The organism is Stenotrophomonas sp. STEN031, assembly GCF_056759975.1.
The window spans coordinates 99,321-118,739 of sequence record NZ_JBRREA010000007.1 but is presented as its reverse complement, the minus strand read 5'-3'; the positions used below and the strand labels follow the sequence as shown (position 1 = coordinate 118,739).

The 19,419-nt window shown below is 63.8% G+C and carries 18 protein-coding genes; 5 read left to right on the top strand and 13 right to left on the bottom strand.

The features are described from left to right. Positions 1–58: 58 nt before the first annotated feature. The 6 genes from ACVOLQ_RS05110 to dinB all read right to left on the bottom strand — a co-directional run bounded on the left by ACVOLQ_RS05110 (position 59) and on the right by dinB (position 7,905). The gene (locus tag ACVOLQ_RS05110; protein WP_481527313.1) at positions 59–1,459 is read right to left on the bottom strand and encodes a YncE family protein; all 1,401 of its coding nucleotides are present in this window, start codon (positions 1,457–1,459) and stop codon (positions 59–61) included. Between the two features lie 117 nt (positions 1,460–1,576). After that, on the bottom strand, positions 1,577–2,548 hold the full coding sequence (locus ACVOLQ_RS05105; RefSeq protein ID WP_481527312.1) for an alpha/beta hydrolase: 972 nt from the start codon (positions 2,546–2,548) through the stop codon (positions 1,577–1,579). Positions 2,549–2,573: 25 nt separating this feature from the next. Continuing rightward, the gene (locus tag ACVOLQ_RS05100) at positions 2,574–4,814 is read right to left on the bottom strand and encodes a TonB-dependent siderophore receptor (protein ID WP_481527311.1); all 2,241 of its coding nucleotides are present in this window, start codon (positions 4,812–4,814) and stop codon (positions 2,574–2,576) included. A gap of 170 nt (positions 4,815–4,984) precedes the next feature. After that, positions 4,985–5,866, bottom strand: coding sequence for a glycerophosphodiester phosphodiesterase family protein (locus tag ACVOLQ_RS05095; protein ID WP_481527310.1), 882 nt, complete (start codon positions 5,864–5,866; stop codon positions 4,985–4,987). Positions 5,867–6,096: 230 nt separating this feature from the next. Continuing rightward, positions 6,097–6,756 carry a phosphoglycolate phosphatase gene (gene gph / locus ACVOLQ_RS05090; protein ID WP_481527309.1) on the bottom strand — a complete coding sequence of 220 codons (660 nt, stop codon included), beginning with the start codon at positions 6,754–6,756 and terminating at the stop codon, positions 6,097–6,099. 63 nt (positions 6,757–6,819) lie between these two features. Further along, on the bottom strand, positions 6,820–7,905 hold the full coding sequence (gene dinB / locus ACVOLQ_RS05085; protein WP_481527308.1) for a DNA polymerase IV: 1,086 nt from the start codon (positions 7,903–7,905) through the stop codon (positions 6,820–6,822). Between the two features lie 209 nt (positions 7,906–8,114). Here dinB and fabA point away from each other — a divergent pair, with 209 nt between their 5' ends. Both fabA and fabB read left to right on the top strand, forming a co-directional pair. Continuing rightward, positions 8,115–8,630, top strand: coding sequence for a 3-hydroxyacyl-[acyl-carrier-protein] dehydratase FabA (gene fabA, locus ACVOLQ_RS05080; protein ID WP_296251034.1), 516 nt, complete (start codon positions 8,115–8,117; stop codon positions 8,628–8,630). Then, positions 8,630–9,838, top strand: coding sequence for a beta-ketoacyl-ACP synthase I (fabB, locus tag ACVOLQ_RS05075; protein WP_313494141.1), 1,209 nt, complete (start codon positions 8,630–8,632; stop codon positions 9,836–9,838). Before fabA ends, fabB begins: the two co-directional genes overlap by 1 nt. Before the next feature lie 336 nt (positions 9,839–10,174). Here the strand turns inward: fabB and ACVOLQ_RS05070 are convergent, their stop codons facing one another. Then, positions 10,175–11,140, bottom strand: coding sequence for a helix-turn-helix transcriptional regulator (locus ACVOLQ_RS05070; RefSeq protein WP_313172594.1), 966 nt, complete (start codon positions 11,138–11,140; stop codon positions 10,175–10,177). Between the two features lie 156 nt (positions 11,141–11,296). Here ACVOLQ_RS05070 and ACVOLQ_RS05065 point away from each other — a divergent pair, with 156 nt between their 5' ends. Further along, positions 11,297–12,073: a DUF481 domain-containing protein gene (locus ACVOLQ_RS05065; RefSeq protein WP_313172596.1), complete on the top strand. Its 777-nt coding sequence runs from the start codon at positions 11,297–11,299 to the stop codon at positions 12,071–12,073. 215 nt (positions 12,074–12,288) lie between these two features. On the opposite strand, the gene hemC is transcribed toward ACVOLQ_RS05065, so the two are convergent. From hemC to mdoH, 3 genes are all read right to left on the bottom strand, one after another. Next, a complete protein-coding gene (hemC, locus tag ACVOLQ_RS05060; protein ID WP_481527307.1) occupies positions 12,289–13,197 on the bottom strand; it encodes a hydroxymethylbilane synthase in 909 nt (302 codons plus the stop codon). Between the two features lie 113 nt (positions 13,198–13,310). Continuing rightward, entirely contained in the window at positions 13,311–13,976 is a 666-nt protein-coding gene (locus ACVOLQ_RS05055; RefSeq protein ID WP_481527306.1) for an alpha/beta hydrolase, read from the bottom strand. 366 nt (positions 13,977–14,342) lie between these two features. Continuing rightward, the gene (gene mdoH / locus ACVOLQ_RS05050; RefSeq protein WP_313172602.1) at positions 14,343–16,262 is read right to left on the bottom strand and encodes a glucans biosynthesis glucosyltransferase MdoH; all 1,920 of its coding nucleotides are present in this window, start codon (positions 16,260–16,262) and stop codon (positions 14,343–14,345) included. A gap of 727 nt (positions 16,263–16,989) precedes the next feature. Here mdoH and ACVOLQ_RS05045 point away from each other — a divergent pair. Beyond that, a complete protein-coding gene (locus ACVOLQ_RS05045; protein ID WP_313172604.1) occupies positions 16,990–17,169 on the top strand; it encodes a CsbD family protein in 180 nt (59 codons plus the stop codon). A gap of 129 nt (positions 17,170–17,298) precedes the next feature. Here the strand turns inward: ACVOLQ_RS05045 and ACVOLQ_RS05040 are convergent, their stop codons facing one another. The 3 genes from ACVOLQ_RS05040 to ACVOLQ_RS05030 form a co-directional block, all read right to left on the bottom strand. Then, positions 17,299–17,607, bottom strand: a complete 309-nt coding sequence (locus ACVOLQ_RS05040) for a DUF3817 domain-containing protein (protein ID WP_313494164.1) — start codon at positions 17,605–17,607, stop codon at positions 17,299–17,301. Positions 17,608–17,685: 78 nt separating this feature from the next. Further along, complete coding sequence (locus ACVOLQ_RS05035; RefSeq protein ID WP_481527305.1) at positions 17,686–18,618, bottom strand: CorA family divalent cation transporter; 933 nt, start codon at positions 18,616–18,618, stop codon at positions 17,686–17,688. A 70-nt stretch (positions 18,619–18,688) separates the two neighbouring features. Next, positions 18,689–19,015, bottom strand: coding sequence for a hypothetical protein (locus ACVOLQ_RS05030; protein WP_313172608.1), 327 nt, complete (start codon positions 19,013–19,015; stop codon positions 18,689–18,691). 108 nt (positions 19,016–19,123) lie between these two features. Here ACVOLQ_RS05030 and ACVOLQ_RS05025 point away from each other — a divergent pair, with 108 nt between their 5' ends. Further along, a complete protein-coding gene (locus ACVOLQ_RS05025; RefSeq protein WP_313494147.1) occupies positions 19,124–19,408 on the top strand; it encodes a hypothetical protein in 285 nt (94 codons plus the stop codon). Positions 19,409–19,419: the final 11 nt, after the last annotated feature.

Below are 19,419 nucleotides of genomic sequence, written 5' to 3'. Positions count from 1 at the left end.
GTTGCCGGCATCTCCCGCGTATTTATCGCCTTGCCACGCACAGGGCGCGGCGGATCACTCAGCGCTGCACAGGCAGCAGGCGGGTGATGCGATCGCCCTTGGCGTCATCGGCGCCCTTGGACTTGTTGATCGCGAACATCACCGCATCCGGGCCCTTGCTGACGTGGTTCGGGTAGGTGCCGCCGTCGAGGTTGGCAACGATCTTGCCGCCTTCATCGACCACCGTGACGGTGCCGGCAGCGCGGTTGCTGACATAGGCCAGGCGCGTGCTCGGGCTGTAGGACACGTTCAAGGAGCCGGCGCCAACGTAGACGTCGTGCTCGACCTTGGCCGTGGCCGGGTCAACGATCAGCAGGTTGTCGCTGCCCTGCGACACCACCAGCAGGCGCTTGGCGACCGGGTTCCATGCAACGCCGATCGCATCACGCGCGCCAGCCAGCGGGAACACGTTCTCCACCTTGCCGCTGGTGCCGTCGATGATCGCCGCCTCGGCAGCGGCCAGGCTGACGGTGTAGACCTTGCCGGTGGCCGTATCGATGTCCAGGCTGCCCGGGGTGAAGGTCTCGCCACGTTTGCCGGAGGCGATGGTGATGTTGTCCAGCTGCTGCAGCGTGCGGGTGTCGAACACGCTGATGTAGTCGGCGCCCGTGGCCGAGACATAGGCACGGTTGCGCTGTGCATCGACCACCACGTCACGCGCATGCGACACCGCGCCGACCGGGTACTGCTTGACCAGCGAAAGGTCGGACTGACGGTAGACCGCCACCGTGTCCTGGCGGGTATTGGTCACCCAGACATTGCCGTTGGCGTCGTCCACGCCCACGCCGTACACGGCGAACAGGTTGCCGTCATTGCCTGGTGCTGCCTGCGGCGATACGCGGGCGATGATCTGCAGGGTTTCCGGGTCCACCTTGAGCAGCTCGGACTGCTTCACCGGCGGGCGTCCGACCGCGCTGGTCACGAACGCAGCCTTGCTGGCCGGGCTGTAGGCGACCTGGTACAAACCCTGCACCAGACGGTTGCTGGCGGCCTGGATACGCTCCTGGCCGGAAAACGGCACTTCGCGCGAGACCTTCAGTGAAAACACCGCTGCGGCATCCGGCGCAGCCGCACGCACCACGATCGGCTGCGGACCGGCGACGGCATCGGCGGGAATCGCCAGCGTGCCACTGAACTTGCCTTCGCCATTGGCGACATAAGGCTGTGCGTTGAGCACAGTCTCACCGCGCAGCAAGGTCACCTTCTGGCCCGGGGTGAAACCATTGCCCTCGATACCGGTTTCGCTGCCCGGCAACACCACCGGCGCGGTAGCGCGAACGCTGCCATTGAACGCGGTATCCGGCTGCGCGAACACCTGCGCGCCGGCAGCACCGGTGGCAAGCAACAGGGCCAACCCTAGCAGGTGCGGGCGCGCTGCACGTGCGGTGGTGGAAGCAGGATAGGAAAGAACGTTTGCCATCAGGTATTACCTCTTGGGTGCTGCGCGACGTCGCGCGCATCGTGGGTTTCTGCCTGGGCGGTGACGCTGCCTGGGTAATGGAGTACCGGGCGTGTCGGCCCGGACTGGGGCGTCAGATCAGGAGCGCGGCTCCGCGCTGCGATCACGCACTCCGGTGATTTCATGCAGCGCGCGCATCAACGAGGCGCGGAACATCGGGCCATGGCCGAGGCCATCGAACTGGTGGTACTCAACCTCCAGCCCCGGCACCTGTCGCAGGCGCGCAGACAGCTGCTCGGCAGCGTCGGATGGCGCACCGGAGACGCGCTTCAGATGTGCCAGCACACGCGGATTGCTCATGTCGCGGTTGCTGGTATCGCGATCACGCTCACCGCCACCCAGCATCATCAGCACCCGCGCCGGATGACCGGCGTTGTTGCCGATGAACTGGCGCTCGGGAGCGCCCAGCATTGCGCCCTGCTGCCACCACAGCGATGGGCTGGCCGGCACATAGGTCTGGAATGCACCGCTACGCGTATACAGCGTATGCAGCACGAACAACCCGCCCAGCGAATGCCCCCACAGTGCCTGCTTGCTGGCATCGGTAGCCACGCGGTGCGCGAGCTGCGGACGGATGCGCCGCTCAATCACTTCCAGGAACGCATTGGCGCCACCGCCAACCGCCGCGCCACCGTCTTCGGGCTGGTCGGCAATCGGCGTGTAGTCGCGCGTACGCGCAGGCGAATCGATGCGCTGCGGGTTGTCGTAGCCGACGAACACCAGCACGATTGGCTGCTTCTGCGCCAGTTCCTCCAGCAGCGGCGCGTCGAATTCCATCAACGCGCCGTTGCCATCCAGCATCCACAGCGCCGGGAAACCCGCTGCCGGCGCGGTGCCGGCAGGGATGCCCAGATTGACCCGCCACGAGCGCTGGCCATCATCGCTGCGCACCACGAAGCGTTCGAAGCGATAGTGCGCCGAGCCGGTGTCGGCGACGGTCTGGCCCATCAGCTGCGCGGGATTGCGTTGCTGCGCCGCTGCCATCGGCGTGACTACGCCGAGCAACATCAGCGAGGCCATGGCGAGCAGTGAATGAAAACGGGTGCGCATGTGCGTTGTCATCGCTGTGCCTGGATCAGAAGCCAACGGTCAGGTTCACCCAGTAGCTGCGACCGGGCTCATTGTAGGTCGCAGCACCCGCACCAGTGGCGCTGGTGCTGGTGGTGCCTTCGCGGAACAAGCGCTTGTCGAACAGGTTGTTGATGCCACCACCGACACGCACCTTCGGCGTGATCCGGTACTGGCCGCCCAGGCTCCACAGGTCATAGGCAGCGCGCGTATCCGGCGGCAGCACGGCACCGGTTGTGCTGGACTGTGTCGCCGACTCCTGCTTGCCGTAGAAGGTGCCGGTCAGCATGAACGACAACTGCGGATTGACCTGCCAATCCAGGAAAGTATTGACGGTGTACTCGGGAATGATGGACAGCGGCTGATCGGTGGTCTTGTCGACGTTCTCGATCATCCAGGTGACATTGGTATTCCACGACAGTACGTCACCACCGCCGATCAGCGGCACCTTCAGGTTGCCTTCGACGCCACGGATGATGGCTTCGGGTGCATTGGTCCACTGGAATACCTGGCCCTTGGTGTCGTTGGTGATGCCGATGCGGTCCTGGCCGGCAACGATCTTGTCCTTGTAGTCGTTGTGGAAATAGGTGACCGAGGCATGCCAACCGTTGTCCGGCGCCCACTCGATGCCGATTTCCTTGTTGATGCTCGTTTCCGGATCAAGGTTGGCGTTACCCATCACGTAGCAGCCGGAGCCCTGGTTGGGGCTCAGCACCGGGCAGCCATTGCCGCGCGTGTAGTAGAGGTAATCCGGGTTGGCCTGGTACAGGTTCGGCGCCTTGAAGGCACGGGCGATGCCACCCTTGATTGCCCAGTCTTCAGCCAACTTGAACTGCACGTTGAGGCTGGGGCTGAGGTTGTTGCCGAACTGCGAATGGTGATCGAAGCGCAGGCCCGGGGTGAGCGTCCAACGCTCGCCGATGTACAGGTTGTCCTCGACGAACACCGCCGCGAACTGCTGGTCGCTCTTGCCGGTACGCACGCCGTCATAACCCGGGATGCCGCCACCGCTGCTGGAACTCTGGGTCACCGAGTACGGGTCATCCAGCTTCATGTCGCGGTACTCGAAGCCCAGCGTCGCCACCTGCTCGATACCGCCCCAGTTCAGCGGCACGTTGATCTCGCCGTCCACGCGGGTGGAGGTCAGTTCGGACGTGGAGAAGCTCGCGCCTTCGGTGATCGAGCCTTCCGGGCCACCGGCCAGTCCTTCGTTCAAGCGCGTGTTGTCGGTGTCGTCGTAGGCGGCGGTGATGCGCGAAGTGCCCCAGTCGTAGCTGCCGCGATGGGTCAGGCCGAACGAACGGCGCAGCATCACGTTGGTTTCCGCGCCATACAGTGCATTCAAGCGCTCGAAGCCATCGCTGCTGACGCCGCGCTCGCCCGAGTAGATATTGCCCTGGCGGCTGACCGCGGCATCCAGTTCCAGCACGTGGTTGTCGTTGATGTCGTAGCGCAGCAGGCCGCTGATGTCGCGGTTGCGCACGCCTTCGCGGCCGGCCGGCGGGGTCACGCCGGTGGCGAATTCCTCATTGAGCGACAAGGCATCCGGCTCGGTCTTGTTGACGTTGCCGAACAGGCGGAACGACAGCTGCTCGCTCAACGGACCAGACAACTGGAAGCCAACGCGCTCACTGTCGCCTTCGGCACTGTGCTCGGCCTGGCTGCCGTACAAGGTCAGCGAACCAGTCAGGTCACCGGTCGGCTTCTTGGTGATGATGTTGACCACACCGCCGGAAGCGCCCGAGCCGTAACGAGCAGCGGCCGGACCACGCAGCACTTCGATGCGCTCGACCGCTTCGGCCGGCACCCAGTTGCTGTCGCCGCGGCTGTTGCGTTCACCGCTGCGGCCCATGCGCACCGAATCGCGCGAGCTGACCGGGCGGCCATCGATCAGGATCAAGGTGTTTTCCGGGCCCATGCCACGGATGTCGATCTGGCGGAAATTGCCGTAGGAGCCCGACGCGGTATTGCCGGTCAGGTTGATGCCGGGCATGCGCCGGATCACCTCGGACAGATCGTTGGCCGGCGGCAGACGTTCCAGATCGACCGCGGTGATCACCGAGCTGCCCAAGGCCTGCTTGGCGATCTGTTCGGCGGTGACGTGCACGGTGTCGATATCGGTGGCTGTCGCCGCACCTTCGGCCAATGCCGGGCCGGCGAGCAAGGCGCTCAATGCTAGCGCAGCGGAAAGGGGATTACGGGACAGCAAGACACGCGCGGACAACCGCGACGACGAACGACGGGACATGGGGGAAGCCTCTCGACAGTGGGGATGCGCCCCTCTGGCGAACGGCTTGAGGAACGACGGATATCGAATGCAGCTGCCAGAGACAAACGCCAGACAGGCTGCGGGATGGCCGTCACTTTAACTCAAATGATAATAATTATCACTATCAATTGCTGGCAGGTCGCCACTTCTCAATCCACGTAAATCCCGTTGACGCCTATGCGCTTCAACTGCGAATTCAGATTGACGCTGTTGATCTCATCAGGTCGCGAATGCACCAGCACCGGGACACCGAGTGTCTGGATGCGTTTCAGCTTGGGCGCATCGACAACCACGGCAAGAGGAACGGTCACTGCATATATTCCAGAGAAGGGTCGCATTGCTTCCGCAAAGCCGTCACCGAACCCATCCCAACGCCACCAATCATCCATCTGATAAGTGGTCAAAATAATCTGCTGCAGCGGCACCGCTTTCGACGCCGATGCGACGCTAGCCGGTGAGTACACCTGGAATATGAACTGTTTGAACACAGGAGTGGAACGCAGATCTTCTGCAAGTTGAAGCGCCAAATCCGAGTCCTTAGTGTCGGTCACCACCTTCACATGTGCGTTTTCCTGCAACAGCCCAATGACATCCGTCAGCGACATGACGGTGTAACTCCTCTTTATTCCGTGCACCGAGGGCGCAGACTGGAAGCTATGCAAAAGTTCTCTCACCGATCCCGAAGAAGGTGGAAGTGCGCCGGAATAGCTTGTCCGCTCAGCCCAGTATTTCCAATCATGCGTTGCAAACCAGACTCCATCGCTTGTCTTCGAAAAATCGAGCTCGATCAAGGAGAAGCCGTTGTCTATGGACAACCGTGTTGCTTCAAGAGAATTTGTATAAGCGTTACCATCAATTGCCCCGCCAGCGTGAGCAATAAGCGCGCAGCACTCGCCCTTTACCACCGTCCTTCCAAGCTCGCCCCCTGCCATGCCAGAAGCGGCACTAGAGCCAACCGATTGCATCGAGCAGCTCAAAAGAAAGACTCCCAAGCATCCAAGCAAGGCGATCACAATCACACGTCCGTACATTCGACACCCCTTTCTCAAATACATGCCGGTCTGGGAAGTTTCACAGCCCCCGCACAAGTGAAACGCCCAATTAGCATCCGCTGCAACAAGCAGAGCTTAGCTACCAAACCACGGAAGCTGAAGGCCAACTGCACCCCAGCAACGAAATTTCCCGCGAAGCGGGCCTGCAAGCTGACTACAGAGCTGCAATGAAATTTATAGTTTTTAAAAAACTTACGTAGCCATAATTATCAGATCTGCTGTACCACGATCGCCACCAACTCACGCATATCGTCGATCACCGCCACGGAATCGGCGGAGTCCAGGTCCAGATCGCGCGAATAGCCATAGCGCACCAGCACGATCGGCATGCCGGCGTTGTTGGCCGCGCCCAGATCGGTGCCCGAATCGCCCACCATCAGGCAGTTGACCACCGGCTGCTGCAGCAGATCAGCCACGTGCAGCAGCGGCTCGGCAGCAGGCTTGCGCTGCGGCAGCGAATCGCCACCGATGATGTGCGCGAAGAAGCCGGCAATGCCCAGATGCTGCAGCAACGGCGCGACCATTGCCGCCGGCTTGTTGGTGCAGATGGCCATCGGCAAGCCGCGTGCCTGCAAGGCGGTCAAGGCCTCACCAACACCGTCGTAGAGCCGCGGACTGCGCAGCAGGCAGGCCCAGTAGTGCCGCATGAAAACCGACATCACCTCTTCCAGCGTCGATGCGCTGCCAGCGTTGGCCAATGCGGTGGACACCAGGTTGCGTACACCCTCGCCTATCCAGCTGCGCACCGTCGCCTCGGAGACACGCGGCAGCGCCAGCTCTTCCAATGTGAGGTTCACTGCCTCGGCGATATCACCTGCGCTGTCCACCAGCGTGCCATCCAAATCGAACACCAAGGCCGTAGTCGCCACGCATCCACACTCCCGGAAAATGAGCATCGATTGTAGCGGTGCGGCGTCGCGCAGAGGATGTACTCAATCCAACGAGATACTGCGAAACAAATCACCCTGGACCACCGACTCTTCGCGATCACGGAAGCCGGACAGGCCCACGCCGACCAGGCGATAGCGCGTATCCGCCGGCAACTGCACGCGCTGGCACAAGGCCAGGGCAATATCGCGCAGGTCTTCAACCGAGCTTGGCGGCGTATCCGGTGTATAGCTACGGGTGAGAATGCGGAACTGCGCGGTCTTCAACTTCAGCACAACGGTGTGGCCGATACGCTCGGTGCGCCCGGTTGCACGCCAGGTGCGTTCGGCCAACTGGGTGATGGCTTCATCGAACTCACCCATGTGCAGGTCTTCGGCAAAGGTGTCTTCGGAAGAGATCGACTGCACTGGTTGATCGGGCTCCACCGGCCGCTCGTCGATGCCACGCGCGCGCCGGTATAAACCCGCGCCAAAACTGCCGAACAAGGCTTGCAGCTGTTCAAGCGGCAGCGCGCGCAGATCACCGACGGTGACGATGCCCAGCGCCGACAGCTTGCCTTCCATCACCTTGCCCACGCCCGGAACCCGCTTGACCGGCAAGGGCGTCAGGAACTGCTCGACCCTGGAAGGCGGCACCACGAACTGGCCATCGGGCTTGCGCCAGTCCGAGGCGACCTTGGCCAGGAACTTGTTCGGGGCGATGCCGGCCGAGGCGGTCAGGCCCGTGGCCTCACGGATTTGCGCGCGGATGGTGCGGGCGATCTCTGTGGCGATACCGCCACAGCTCTGCGATTCGGTGACATCCAGGAAAGCCTCATCCAGTGACAGCGGCTCCACCAGCGGGGTGTGCTGCAGGAAGATCTCGCGGATCTGCCGCGACACCGCCTTGTAACGGGCAAAGTCCGGCGGCACGAACACCGCATCCGGGCACAGCCGCTCGGCCCGCAGCGCCGGCATGGCCGAGCGCACCCCGAACTTGCGGGCCTCGTAGGAGGCCGCGCACACCACCGAACGCGCCCCGCGCCAGGCCACAACCACCGGCCGTCCGCGCAAATCGGGGTCATCGCGCTGCTCCACGGACGCATAGAAGGCGTCCATGTCGACATGGATGATCTTGCGTTGTGGGCTCAAGGCAACAGTCTCAAAAGGTCGCCAACATGATAGCTGTTGTCGCTAAATGCACACTTGTCCTCACAAATGTACTTATTCGTACCTCCCGTAACAGCCCGCGAACGGCGCTTATCTGCAGCTAACATACGCAACCGTCCAGTTAAAACATTTGATTGAACGCAGCTGCTGCAGCATGCTCCGGGGCTCGCAATGGCTTTGGATTACCCCGGATGACCCGTCTGCATGCTTTCTCGCGCGACCAGCTGCTGGCCAGCGCGCGTGGCGAACTTTTCGGCCCGAACAAAGGCCGTCTTCCCAATGACCCGATGCTGATGTTCGACCGCATCACCGAGATCCGTGAGGACGGTGGAGCACACGGCAAGGGCATGATCCGGGCCGAGCTGGATATCCGTCCTGACCTGTGGTTTTTCGGCTGCCACTTCATCGGCGACCCGGTGATGCCGGGCTGCCTGGGCCTGGACGCCATGTGGCAGCTGACCGGCTTCTACCTGACCTGGCTGGGCGCCGAAGGCCGCGGCCGTGCGCTGGGCTGCGGCGAGGTCAAGTTCACCGGCCAGGTGCTGCCCAGCGCCAAGCTGGTGCAGTACGAAATCGATGTCTCGCGGGTGATCAACCGCAAGCTGGTGATGGCCCAGACCGACGCCCGCATGCTGGTTGATGGCCGCGAGATCTATACCGCCAAGGACCTGCGCGTGGGTCTGTTCACTTCTACCGAGAGCTTCTGATGCGTCGTGTCGTCATTACCGGCATGGGCATCACGTCCTGCCTTGGCAACGATCTGGATACCGTCTCCAGCGCCCTGCGTGACAGCCGCCCCGGCATCGTCGCCCTGCCCGACCACGCCGAAGCCGGCCTGCGCAGCCAGATCGGCGGCAAGGTCGAGATCGACCTGGACGCGCAGGTGGACCGCAAGCTCAAGCGCTTCATGAGCGATGCCGCGGCCTACAGCTATGTCGCCATGCGCGACGCCATCGCCGATGCCGGCCTGGACGAGGCTGCGGTCAGCAACGTGCGTACCGGCCTGATCGCCGGCTCCGGCGGCGGCTCCAGCGAATGGCAGGTGGAAGCCGCCGATCTGCTGCGCAACCGTGGCGTACGCAAAGTCGGCCCGTACATGGTGCCGCGCACGATGTGCTCGACCGTGTCGGCCAACCTGGCCACCGCCTTCAGCATCAAGGGCCTGAGCTATTCGCTGTCGGCTGCCTGCGCCACCTCGGCCCATTGCATCGGCGCTGCCGCCGACCTGATCCGCCACGGCGCCCAGGACGTGATGTTTGCCGGCGGCGGCGAAGACCTGCACTGGTCGATGAGCGTGATGTTCGACGCCATGGGCGCACTGTCCACCAGCTTCAATGAAACGCCGGCCACCGCGTCGCGTCCGTACGACGCCAACCGCGACGGCTTCGTCATCGCAGGCGGCGCCGGCATGCTGGTGCTGGAAGACTACGACCACGCCGTGGCCCGTGGTGCGCGCATCTACGCCGAACTGGTTGGTTACGGCGTGACGTCCGATGGTGCAGACATGGTCGCCCCGTCGGGCGAAGGCGCCGTGCGTTGCATGAAGATGGCGATGGAAGGCCTGGACCGTCCGATCGACTATCTGAACACCCACGGCACCTCGACCCCGCTGGGCGACGTGACCGAGCTGGGCGCGGTGCGCCAGGTGTTCGGTGATGCGGTACCGCCGTTGTCTTCGACCAAGGCATTGTCGGGTCACTCCCTGGGTGCTGCCAGCGTGCACGAGGCGATCTACTGCCTGCTGATGATGCGCGACGGTTTCATGGCCGGCTCGGCCAACATCGAGACCCTGGACGAGCGTGTGGAAGGCTTCCCGATCCTGCGCAAGACCCAGGATGCGAAGTTGGACACGGTGATGTCGAACAGCTTCGGTTTTGGCGGCACCAATGCGACGTTGATCTTCGGCCGGGTTTGATGGCGGATTGATCTGAAAGAAACAGCCGCGAAAGCGGCTGTTTTTTTGTGCTTCTGCTTTGGCTTCTGCTTCTGCCTTGGCTTTGGCCTTGGCTTTGCTGTTGCCTTGGCTTTGCTGTTGCTCTGGCTCTTGCTGTCCCCTCTCCCGTTTACGGGAGAGGGGCTGGGGTGAGGGGAAGCTTTTGCTTTTGCTTTTGCTTTTGCTTCAGCAATAGCCGTTGCTCTGCTTCTCCGAAAAACAACAACAATGGCAACAGCAACAAGCAGAAGCTGCCCTCACCCCTACCCCTCTCCCGCAGGCGGGAGAGGGGAAAGCAAAGCAGAGCAAAGCACTTCCTCAGTCGTAATTACTCAACGCCAGCGACAGCAACGCCTTGGCCTGCTCGCGCAGGGACTGCGGCTCCACGATCTCCGCGTCCGAGCCGTAATGCAGCACGTCCATCAACAGCTCGCGCGACACGCTGTACGGCACCTTCAATTCATAACGCCCGTCAGCAAGGAACCGTCCCTGCTGCTTGGAATGCCAGTGCTCATCAGCCACCCAGCGCGCCGCCTTGGCACTGAACACGATCGTTGCCCAACCCTTCGGCGCACCCGAGAAGATGCCGTAGCTGGCCGCCAACTGCTCGTTCAACTCCTCATCGGCCACATCACGGGCCGGCTGATCCAACAACCGCGCCTGGTGGATGCGATCCACCGCAAAACTGCGTACCGCCTCGCGACTGTGATCCCAGGCGTCCAGGTACCAGTTGTCGCGGTAATGGGTAATGCGCTGCGGCGACACCGTGCGCCGGGTCGCCTCATCAGTGGAACGCGCACGATACTCAAAGGACAACTGCTTGCGCTCCAGCACCCCCGAAGCCACCGTGCGGAAACTGGCCTCGTCCAGCTTGCGGCCACGGTGCGGTATCACCCGTACCCGCTCCACCGGCCAATGTGAGGCACCGGCCTGCGCCGCCAACAAGCCCTCGATGCGCTGCTGCAGCGGCGCCAGCATCGACGACAACACCCCACCACCGGTCCGCGACAACAGGTGCTGGGATGCCAGCAAGGCATGCAGCTCCTCCGAGCTCAGCCACAGACCCGGCAGCTCGAAACGGTCGCTCTCCCCACTCAGGTAACGGAACCCAGCCTCGCCATCACCCTCCACCGGCGCCATCAGCGCGTCACGCAGGAAGGCCAGGTCGCGGTAGACCGTGGCACGGGAACAGCCCAACTCCTCCTGCAGCCGCATCACCGTGACCGGATAGCGGGCGGACTTGAGCAGACGATGCAGCGCGTTGATGCGTTCATAGCGGTCCATGCCCGGATTATGTCCGACTCCGGGCCGCAATGGAGCAGGCCCGCTCCCCACATAACAGCGAATGAAGGCCCCGCCCCCCGTCAGCCTGGGGGTCAGGGACCATCCGGTATCATCCAGATGCCAATCATTCCCGTCTCTCCCTTGGAGATCCCCCTGATGTCCCTGCGTGTTTCCCTGATGCTGCCACTGTTGTTGGCCGCCCCGCTGGCCTGGGCCGATGACGCGTCCGACCTGGCCGCCATGACCTCCCCCTGGAGCGGCAGTGGCGGTGAACTGGGCTTTGCCTCGGCCCACGGCAACAGCACCACCGAGAGCTTCAACGGCCGCCTGAAGCTGCGCTATACCGACAACGACTGGATCCACAACATGGACCTGTTCGGCCTGCGCTCCAGCGCCCAGTACACCGAAACCGCCGACGATGGCAGCACCCGCCGCAAGCGTCAGACCACCGCCAACCGTTACACCGGCAGCGCCGGTAGCGCCCTGCAGCTGGGCGAACACCGCCAGCTCACCGCTACGGTGCGTTATGAAAGTGATGACTTCGCCACTTACGACCGCCAGGCCAGCTTCGGTCTGGGTTACGGCACGCGCCTGATCGATGGCGAGCGCCTGATTCTGGATACCCAGATCGGCCCGGGTGTGCGCCGCTCGCACAATGCCGATACCGACGAGGACCGCACCGGCCTGATCGGTCGCGGCCTGTTCGACCTGAAGTTCGCCATCACCGAGAACACCGACCTGGTCAACTCGTTGCTGGTGGAATCCGGCTCGTACAACACCTTCGCGCAGAATGACTTCGGCGTCTCGGTGAGCATGAACAAGCACTTCGCACTGAAGGCTGGCTGGCAGGCCCGCCACAACAGCGACGTGGCCGAAGACAAGCGCAAGACCGATACCTTGACCACCATGAACGTGGTCTACAGCTTCAAGTAAGCAGGTGCCGGGGCATGCCCGGCATTCGCCCTCACTGTAGTGCCGAGCCATGCTCGGCAAGGGGCGTTACCGGGCTGGTCTGATGCCGAGCAAGGCCCGGCAGTGCGCTTCGGCTTGGTTCGTGGAGCCCCTGCCGAGCATGGCTCGGCACTACGTTGGAGCTTCGTCGATAGAGCCCCTGCCGAGCATGGCTCGGCACTACCGGTAGCGCTCCCTCAGCGCAACAGCTCGCCCGCACCGCCTTCCAGCAGCTGACGCGCCACTTCGCGGCCCAGCGCTTCCGGATCGTTCGCCGGACCTTGCGCCTGCGCGCGCACCGCACGACCGTCGGTCACGCCGCCGACCAACCCCTGCAACCATAGATCCTCACCGCGCCACTGCGCCAAACCGGCCACCGGCACGTGGCAGCTGCCGTCAAGCGCGCGATTCATGGCCCGCTCGGCTTCCACGCAACTGCGGGTGGCTGCGTCATCCAGCGCCTTGAGCAGCGCAATCGTGGCGGTGTCGTCCTGTCGGCATTCAATCGCCACCGCCGCCTGGGCAGGAGCTGGCAACCATTGCGGCGCGGTCAGGCGGTCGCGGATGCGTGCTCCCAATTCCAAACGCTCCAGGCCAGCGCAGGCGAGGATGATGGCGTCGTACTCGCCTGCGTCCAGCTTGGCCAGGCGGGTGTTGACGTTGCCACGCAGATCACGCGAGATGAGGTCCGGGCGCAATGCGCGCAGCTGTGCCTGGCGGCGCAGCGAAGATGTGCCCACGCACGCCCCCTGTGGCAAGGCGTCCAGCGATGGATAGGTATTGGACACGAAGGCGTCGGCCGAGTCGGCGCGGGTCAGGATCGCCGGCAGCGCGAAGGGGGCTTCCAGCGCCATCGGTACGTCCTTGAGCGAGTGCACCGCGCAATCCGCCTCACCGCGCAGCATCGCCACTTCCAGCTCTTTCAGGAACAGGCCCTTGCCGCCGATGGCCGCCAGCGAACGATCCAGGATTTCATCGCCGCGCGTGCTCATCGGCACAAGTTCCACCTGCAGCCCGGGATGGGCCTCACGCAGACGGTCGGCAACATGTTCGCTCTGCCACAGGGCAAGCGGGCTCTTTCGGGTGGCGATACGCAGGATGCTCATCGCTGCATTATCACCGCTGCGGGCGCCAGGGTCATCGCCATGGCCCCAACCCGGCCGACGGGGAGTGCCTCAACGGCACTCCCTTCCTCCGCGCAGCGTCGCGCAACCGGCCGTCAAGCCTGCGCGAAGCGCGCCTGCAGCCAGTCGCCCAGTGCCTGGATTTCTTCGCCGCAGACCTGGTGGGCCATCGCATAGCGGTGCCATTCAACGCCAAAGCCCAGCGAGGTGAGGACCTGTGCGCTGTGCTCGGCAATCTGCAGCGGAATCACCGGATCGGCACTGCCATGGGCCATGAATATCGGCTGGGCGATTGCGCCGTCCACCAGCTGTGCCGGCGCGGCGTCCACCTCCGGCAGATAGGTCGACAAGGCGACCAGGCCGGCTACCGGCTCACTGCGCTTGAGGCCCGCGGACAGGATGATCGCCCCGCCCTGGGAGAAGCCAGCCAGGATGATGCGCTTGGCCGGGATGCCACGTGCCTGTTCGCGCGCAATCAGCGCTTCGAGTTGCTGTACCGATTCGGCCACGCCCTTGGCGTCGGCGCGGCTGCGGAAATCCATGCTGACGATGTCATACCAGGCCCGCATCGGCATGCCGTTGTTGATGCTGACCGGGCGCTTGGGCGCATGCGGGAACACAAAGCGGATCGCCGGCCATTGCGGACGTACCAGCTCGGGCACGATAGGCGCGAAATCATGGCCATCGGCACCCAGCCCGTGCAGCCAGATAACCGACCATGCCGGCGACGCGCCGGTTTCCTGCTCCACTGTTTCCAGCATGTGTATGACTCCCAAAGACAGGCGGGGATTATGCCTGCCCGGCACACTCATCGGTGGAGCCGGCAATTTGTAGGAGCGGCGTCAGCCGCGAAGCTGATGCTGCTGCCGGTTGAAGCCCAACCGGCGACTTGCACAGAGGTTGCAGGCCAAATGGCGACCGATTGCTATCGACTTCGCGGCTGACGCCGCTCCTGCAAAAGAGCAATCCCGATCGTTTGTGGGAGCGGCGTCAGCCGCGAAGCGGGTGGTGCGTCCGATTGAAGCCAAGCTGGCTACCTGCACCGAGATCGGCAGCCAAACGGCGGTTGATTGCTATCGGCTTCGCGGCTTGCGCCACTCCCACAACAGCAGCAACAGCCGCAGCCATCAATCCTGCAGCGGCTCCTTCAACGCGGCCGCACGCAGTTCCGCCGCACGCAGCAACACCGGCGGCGGTGCGTTCTCTTCCGGAATGCACAGCAGGCCATGCCGGCGCAGCCAGTCACCGGCCTTGCGCGAGGAGGTCCATGCCACCACCGGCACCGCCAGCGCCATGCCGATCACCACCGGCGCCATCCACGCGGCCAGCGGCGGCGACACCAAATAGGCAGCCACGCCCATCACCACGCCGAATACGCTCAAGCCGCCATAACTGCGCAACAAAGCGCTCAGCGAAATACTGCCATCATCGCGCTGCTGCGCGTCCCAGCCCGAATCCTTGCCGGCCAGCACCTCGGCAACACCGCGCGACTGCACGTACATCACCACCGGCGCCATCAGCGCCGCCAGGACGGTTTCCAGCAGCATCGAAATGAACGCGCGGAACGCGCCGCCGCACCCGATGCGCTCCTTGCGCGAGGTCAGCATTGCCACATAGCCCATCAACTTGGGCGACAACAGCGCGACCATGGTCACCACGAATACCCAGAACACGCCGTCCTGGTCCAAGCCGCGCCAGTAATGCGCCGGCGACATCCGTAGCTGCAGGTGCAGCTCCTCGGCCAGATCGATGCCACCGTGGATGAGCGGGATGGCGATGCCGATCAGCATCAGCATCGCCCACATCGGCGCGGTGAAGTAGTGGCCGATGCCGATCAGCATATGCACGCGGTTGACCCAGTGCAGGCCTGGCGTGGCCACCACCTTGGAGTGCTGCAGGTTGCCCTGGCACCAGCGGCGGTCACGGATCAGCAGGTCGGTCAGGGTTGGCGGGCCTTCTTCGTAGCTGCCATGCAGGTACGGCACCATGTGCGAGGCCCAGCCACCCCGGCGGATCAGCGCGGCCTCGACGAAATCATGGCTCAGCACATGCCCACCAAACGGCTTGCGCCCCGGCAGCTCCGGCAACCCGGCCTGTTCGGCAAACGCCTGGGTGCGGATCACCGCGTTATGCCCCCAGTAATTGCTTTCCGCGCCATGCCACCAGGCCACGCCATAGGCCATCACCGGCCCATATACGCGGCCACCGAACTGCTGCATGCGGGCGAAGGCGGTACGCCCACCGACCACCGCTGGCAACGACTGGATCAGGCCGACGGTCGGATGGTTTTCCATCGCCGATACCAACCGCACGATCACATCGCCGGTCATCAGGCTGTCGGCATCAAGGATCAACATGTGCGGATAGGCCCCGCCGAAGCGGCGCACCCAGTCGGCGATGTTGCCGGCCTTGCGCCCTACATTGCTGGCGCGGCGACGGTAGTAAAGCCGCTCGGCGCCGCCGGTGGCTTCCACCAGCCTTGCGAACACCTGTTCTTCGGCGCGGCCGATGGCATCGCGGGTGGTGTCGCTGAGCACGTAGAAGTCGAAGTGCTGCAGTTGCCCGGTAGCGGCCACCGATTCGTAGATCGCCTGCAGGCCCGCCATCATCCGGCGCGGGTCCTCGTTGTAGGTCGGCATCAGCAGGGCAGTACGGCTGCGCAGCTGCGGCAGCGGTGTATCCGGATAGATGCCAAGCTTGCGACGGCCGCGCAGCAATGCCTGCAGGCCCGCCAGGCTGCTGACGAAGGACATCGCGATCCAGGCGAACAACAGCACGAACAGGACCAGCAGGCAGCCCTCCAGCACGTTGATGCCGCCGTTGGACAGCACCCGCGCCATCAACCAGGTGGCGAACAGCGTGGTCAGCGCGGTGCTGCCGAATACGTACAGGCGGCGCAGGCCGATATTGGCCGGGGCGGTCTTCTGCCGTGGCACCTGCAGCGAGCCCTCACGCAGCGATTGCTCGGGCATCGGCAACGGATGTTCGGCCGGCAGCACGGCAATGCCGGCATCCAGCCCATTGCCCGGGGTGAGGTTGCCGCTCATCGATCACCCCACTGCGCCATCTGCGGCCCGTCTTGGCGACACACCCTGCGGTAACGCTGTTTGCTTGCGTGTTGCACCTGAAATCCTTGAAGGAAAAGCCGAGCAGCCGGGAAAACTAGAAGAACCAACTTAAACCTGCGGCAAACGAACCCTGCCGGTCGCGATGCGGGAGCCCCCTCGAACCACCTCGCTGCTGGCGGCAACAACCCGCCATGGCCGCTCCAGGGCCAATCGCCGCAGTCCTTTGACCGCATGGGCGTTGGGGGAATTATCCACCATCGATCCGACAGGTACACCTCTGCCAGTCAGCTTGACTGTGACGCCCAGCGCATCTGATCGCAGCGGCAGCGCATCTTCCCCGACGGCCCGCGCCCGCAGCCGGCAAGCCGGCCTTCACCCACCAGGCAGCCCAGCCAACAGCCGCGGCGGTGGAAAACGGCGCGGGCCCGGCAAAGGCAATCACCGGGCGTCCTGATCGTTCAATCCCGGCAGGACGCGCTGCATCGACGCCTGCGCGCCCCGGTCCAGTCCGCTGGCATACCGCTGGCCGGATGAAAGCGGCCAGGCCGACCGGGATCGCGTCGCAGGCAAACACGTCAACGCACAACACAGGCTAAATCCTCCGGCCTGCACAACGCGATCACAACATCGCGCTCACCTGCCACAAACCCGGGGATGCGCAGTCTGGGGCCGTCTGCAGCGAGGCAGACGTTTCCGGAGACCGTTCGTGGACCGCAACCGTGTTGAAGGCACCAAGCACGAGATCAAGGGTGCCATCAAGGAAGCTGCCGGGAGGCTGACAGGCAACAAGGCCCAGCAGATGGCCGGCAACATGGAGAAAAATGCAGGCAAGGCACAGAAAGCAATCGGCAAGGCCGCAGACGAGGTAAAGCATCGACATTCATGACGAGCGCATCACACCACAAGCACTGCTTCCGTAACGCACATGACCGGAGCCCGTAGTACCTGGCAACACTGTGCAGTCCCAATGGCGCGACCGTGTGGAAGCCGGCCGCGCCATTACATCAGCATCGAATCAGCGCGGGCGCTCGGACAACAGGCCGATACGACGGAACCACATCTCCAGCGGCACCGTCACCAGCGGCGGCACGGCCGCCAGCAAAGCCAGCAGCACCGCCCACAGCGGCCAGCGCAGCTTCACCCAGGCAAACAGGGTGACGACGACATAGAACAGGAACGCCAGGCCGTGCAGGCGACCGAACAGCCACACACCCAGCTCGGTGGTGCCGGTGCCGTACTTCAGCAGCATGCCGATCAACAACCCGGCCCAGGTGACACCTTCAATCAATGCAGCAGCGGCAAACAACTTGCCGGCGGCAGTCATGGGTTTGGCAGACATCGATTCCATCAGCTGTACAAAAGAGCCCGGATTGTAGACGAGAATGCGTCGCATCCCGACCACTCAGAGCCAGCCACGCCGTTTGAACCACAACAGGGGCAGCACGATGCTCGCGGCCACCGCAGCCAACGCTATGGCGTAACCGTAGTGCCAATGCAGTTCCGGCATCGCTGCGAAATTCATGCCCCACACCCCGACCAGCACGGTTGGGGGAATGCCGACCACCGAGGCCACCGCCATCACCTTCATCACCTCGTTCTGGTCCATGTTGATCAGGCCGAGCACGCTGTCCAGCAGGAACTCGTTGCGGTCGCCCAATTGCTGTTCGAACTCGCTCAGCGAGGTCAGGTCCTTGACCACCAGTTTGATGCGCTTCGGGGCATCGGCACCAAACCAGTCCGGCGTGGCCTCATCCAGATAGCTCATCATCCGCAGCATGCCGTGCAAGGTGTTATGCAGCGCGCCGATGCGCCGCCCCATCATGCCCACCTCATGCAGCATCTGCTCCAGCCGGCGTGAAGCGCGCTTGCCCTTGGGATGGCTGAAGGCCTGCCGCGAGAACTCGCTCATCGTGCTTTCCAGCGACTCCAGCAGATCGGCCAGGCGATCGACGATGTGTTCGATCATGCGCAGGAAAAGATCGGCCGAGCCCTGGCAGGGGTGCTTGTCCAGCGCTGCTTCCACGCCTTCCAGCGCATCGATGCGGTGCTCACGCTGCACCACCAGCGCATTGGGCGCCACCACGAACCCCAGCGGCCCGACGACGTGCTCGACTTCATACTGGAAGCGCGGCAGATTCAGCACCAGCGCCTCGCCCTCCACGCGCACCCGGCTGCTGAACTCGATCTCGCTGATGCCGGCACGGTCAGGGATACGGAAACCCACTTGCCGCGAGGCCTGTTCCAGCTCTTCCGGCGTGGGTTGGCACAGGTCCACCCATGACGACGGGGTCGCCTTGCCGCCAGCGGCGGTGGCGAGGGTGCGGCATTGGAGCATGGCGTGTTTCCGACACGGGACCAGCGGTCATCCTCGTCTCCACCGTCCGCCGAGTAAAGCCGCAACCGGCTCAATCCAGCTGCTGCAGCGCGTACCAGGCCGCATAGGGTGTGTTGCGGACCAGATGGCGGTTGAAGTCCGGCGCCCCGTCCTGCCACCACACCGGTCCTCGCTCGCCCAAGGCGCATTTGGCCGCGTCAACCGCGCCACCCGCCTTGGCCAGACGCGGACGATCGCCGGCACGGCGTGCAGCGCCAACCTCCCGTCGCGCCGCCATCAACTGGTTTACCAGGGCCGCACGCACCGGCTCCTCCAAGCCCGGGTTGCTGGCCCGCCACAGCCGCCCACGCACCACCAGATAGCGCCCGTCGGGCGTACGCAACGGTGTTTCGGCCATCTCCCATCCCCTGCCGGCATGCGAGGCCCCAGTATCCCACCTGCCCACGGTTGCAAAGCGCAGCCGCCTTCACGCAAGCTCGCCATTCCTTCAACCACCGGTCCCGCCATGCAAGACAACATCATCCAGATCATCCCTGCCGACGGCTGGGTTGCCGTATTCGAAGAAGCCGGTGATGAAAGCGCACAAAGCCTGGTCTGCTTCGCGGTAGTGGAAGAAGCCGGCAAGCGCGCGGTGCGCCCGATGCTGGCCAACGGCAAGCAGATCGGCTTCGCCGACAACCTGCCCAACTTCGTCCGCGTCGAAGAAGCCGACGCCTTTGAAGAAGAGGATGAGGACGAAGAGGACGAGGAAGAAGAAGACGAAGAAGAAGAGGAGGAGGAAGAGGCCTGAGCCTGCTTCCC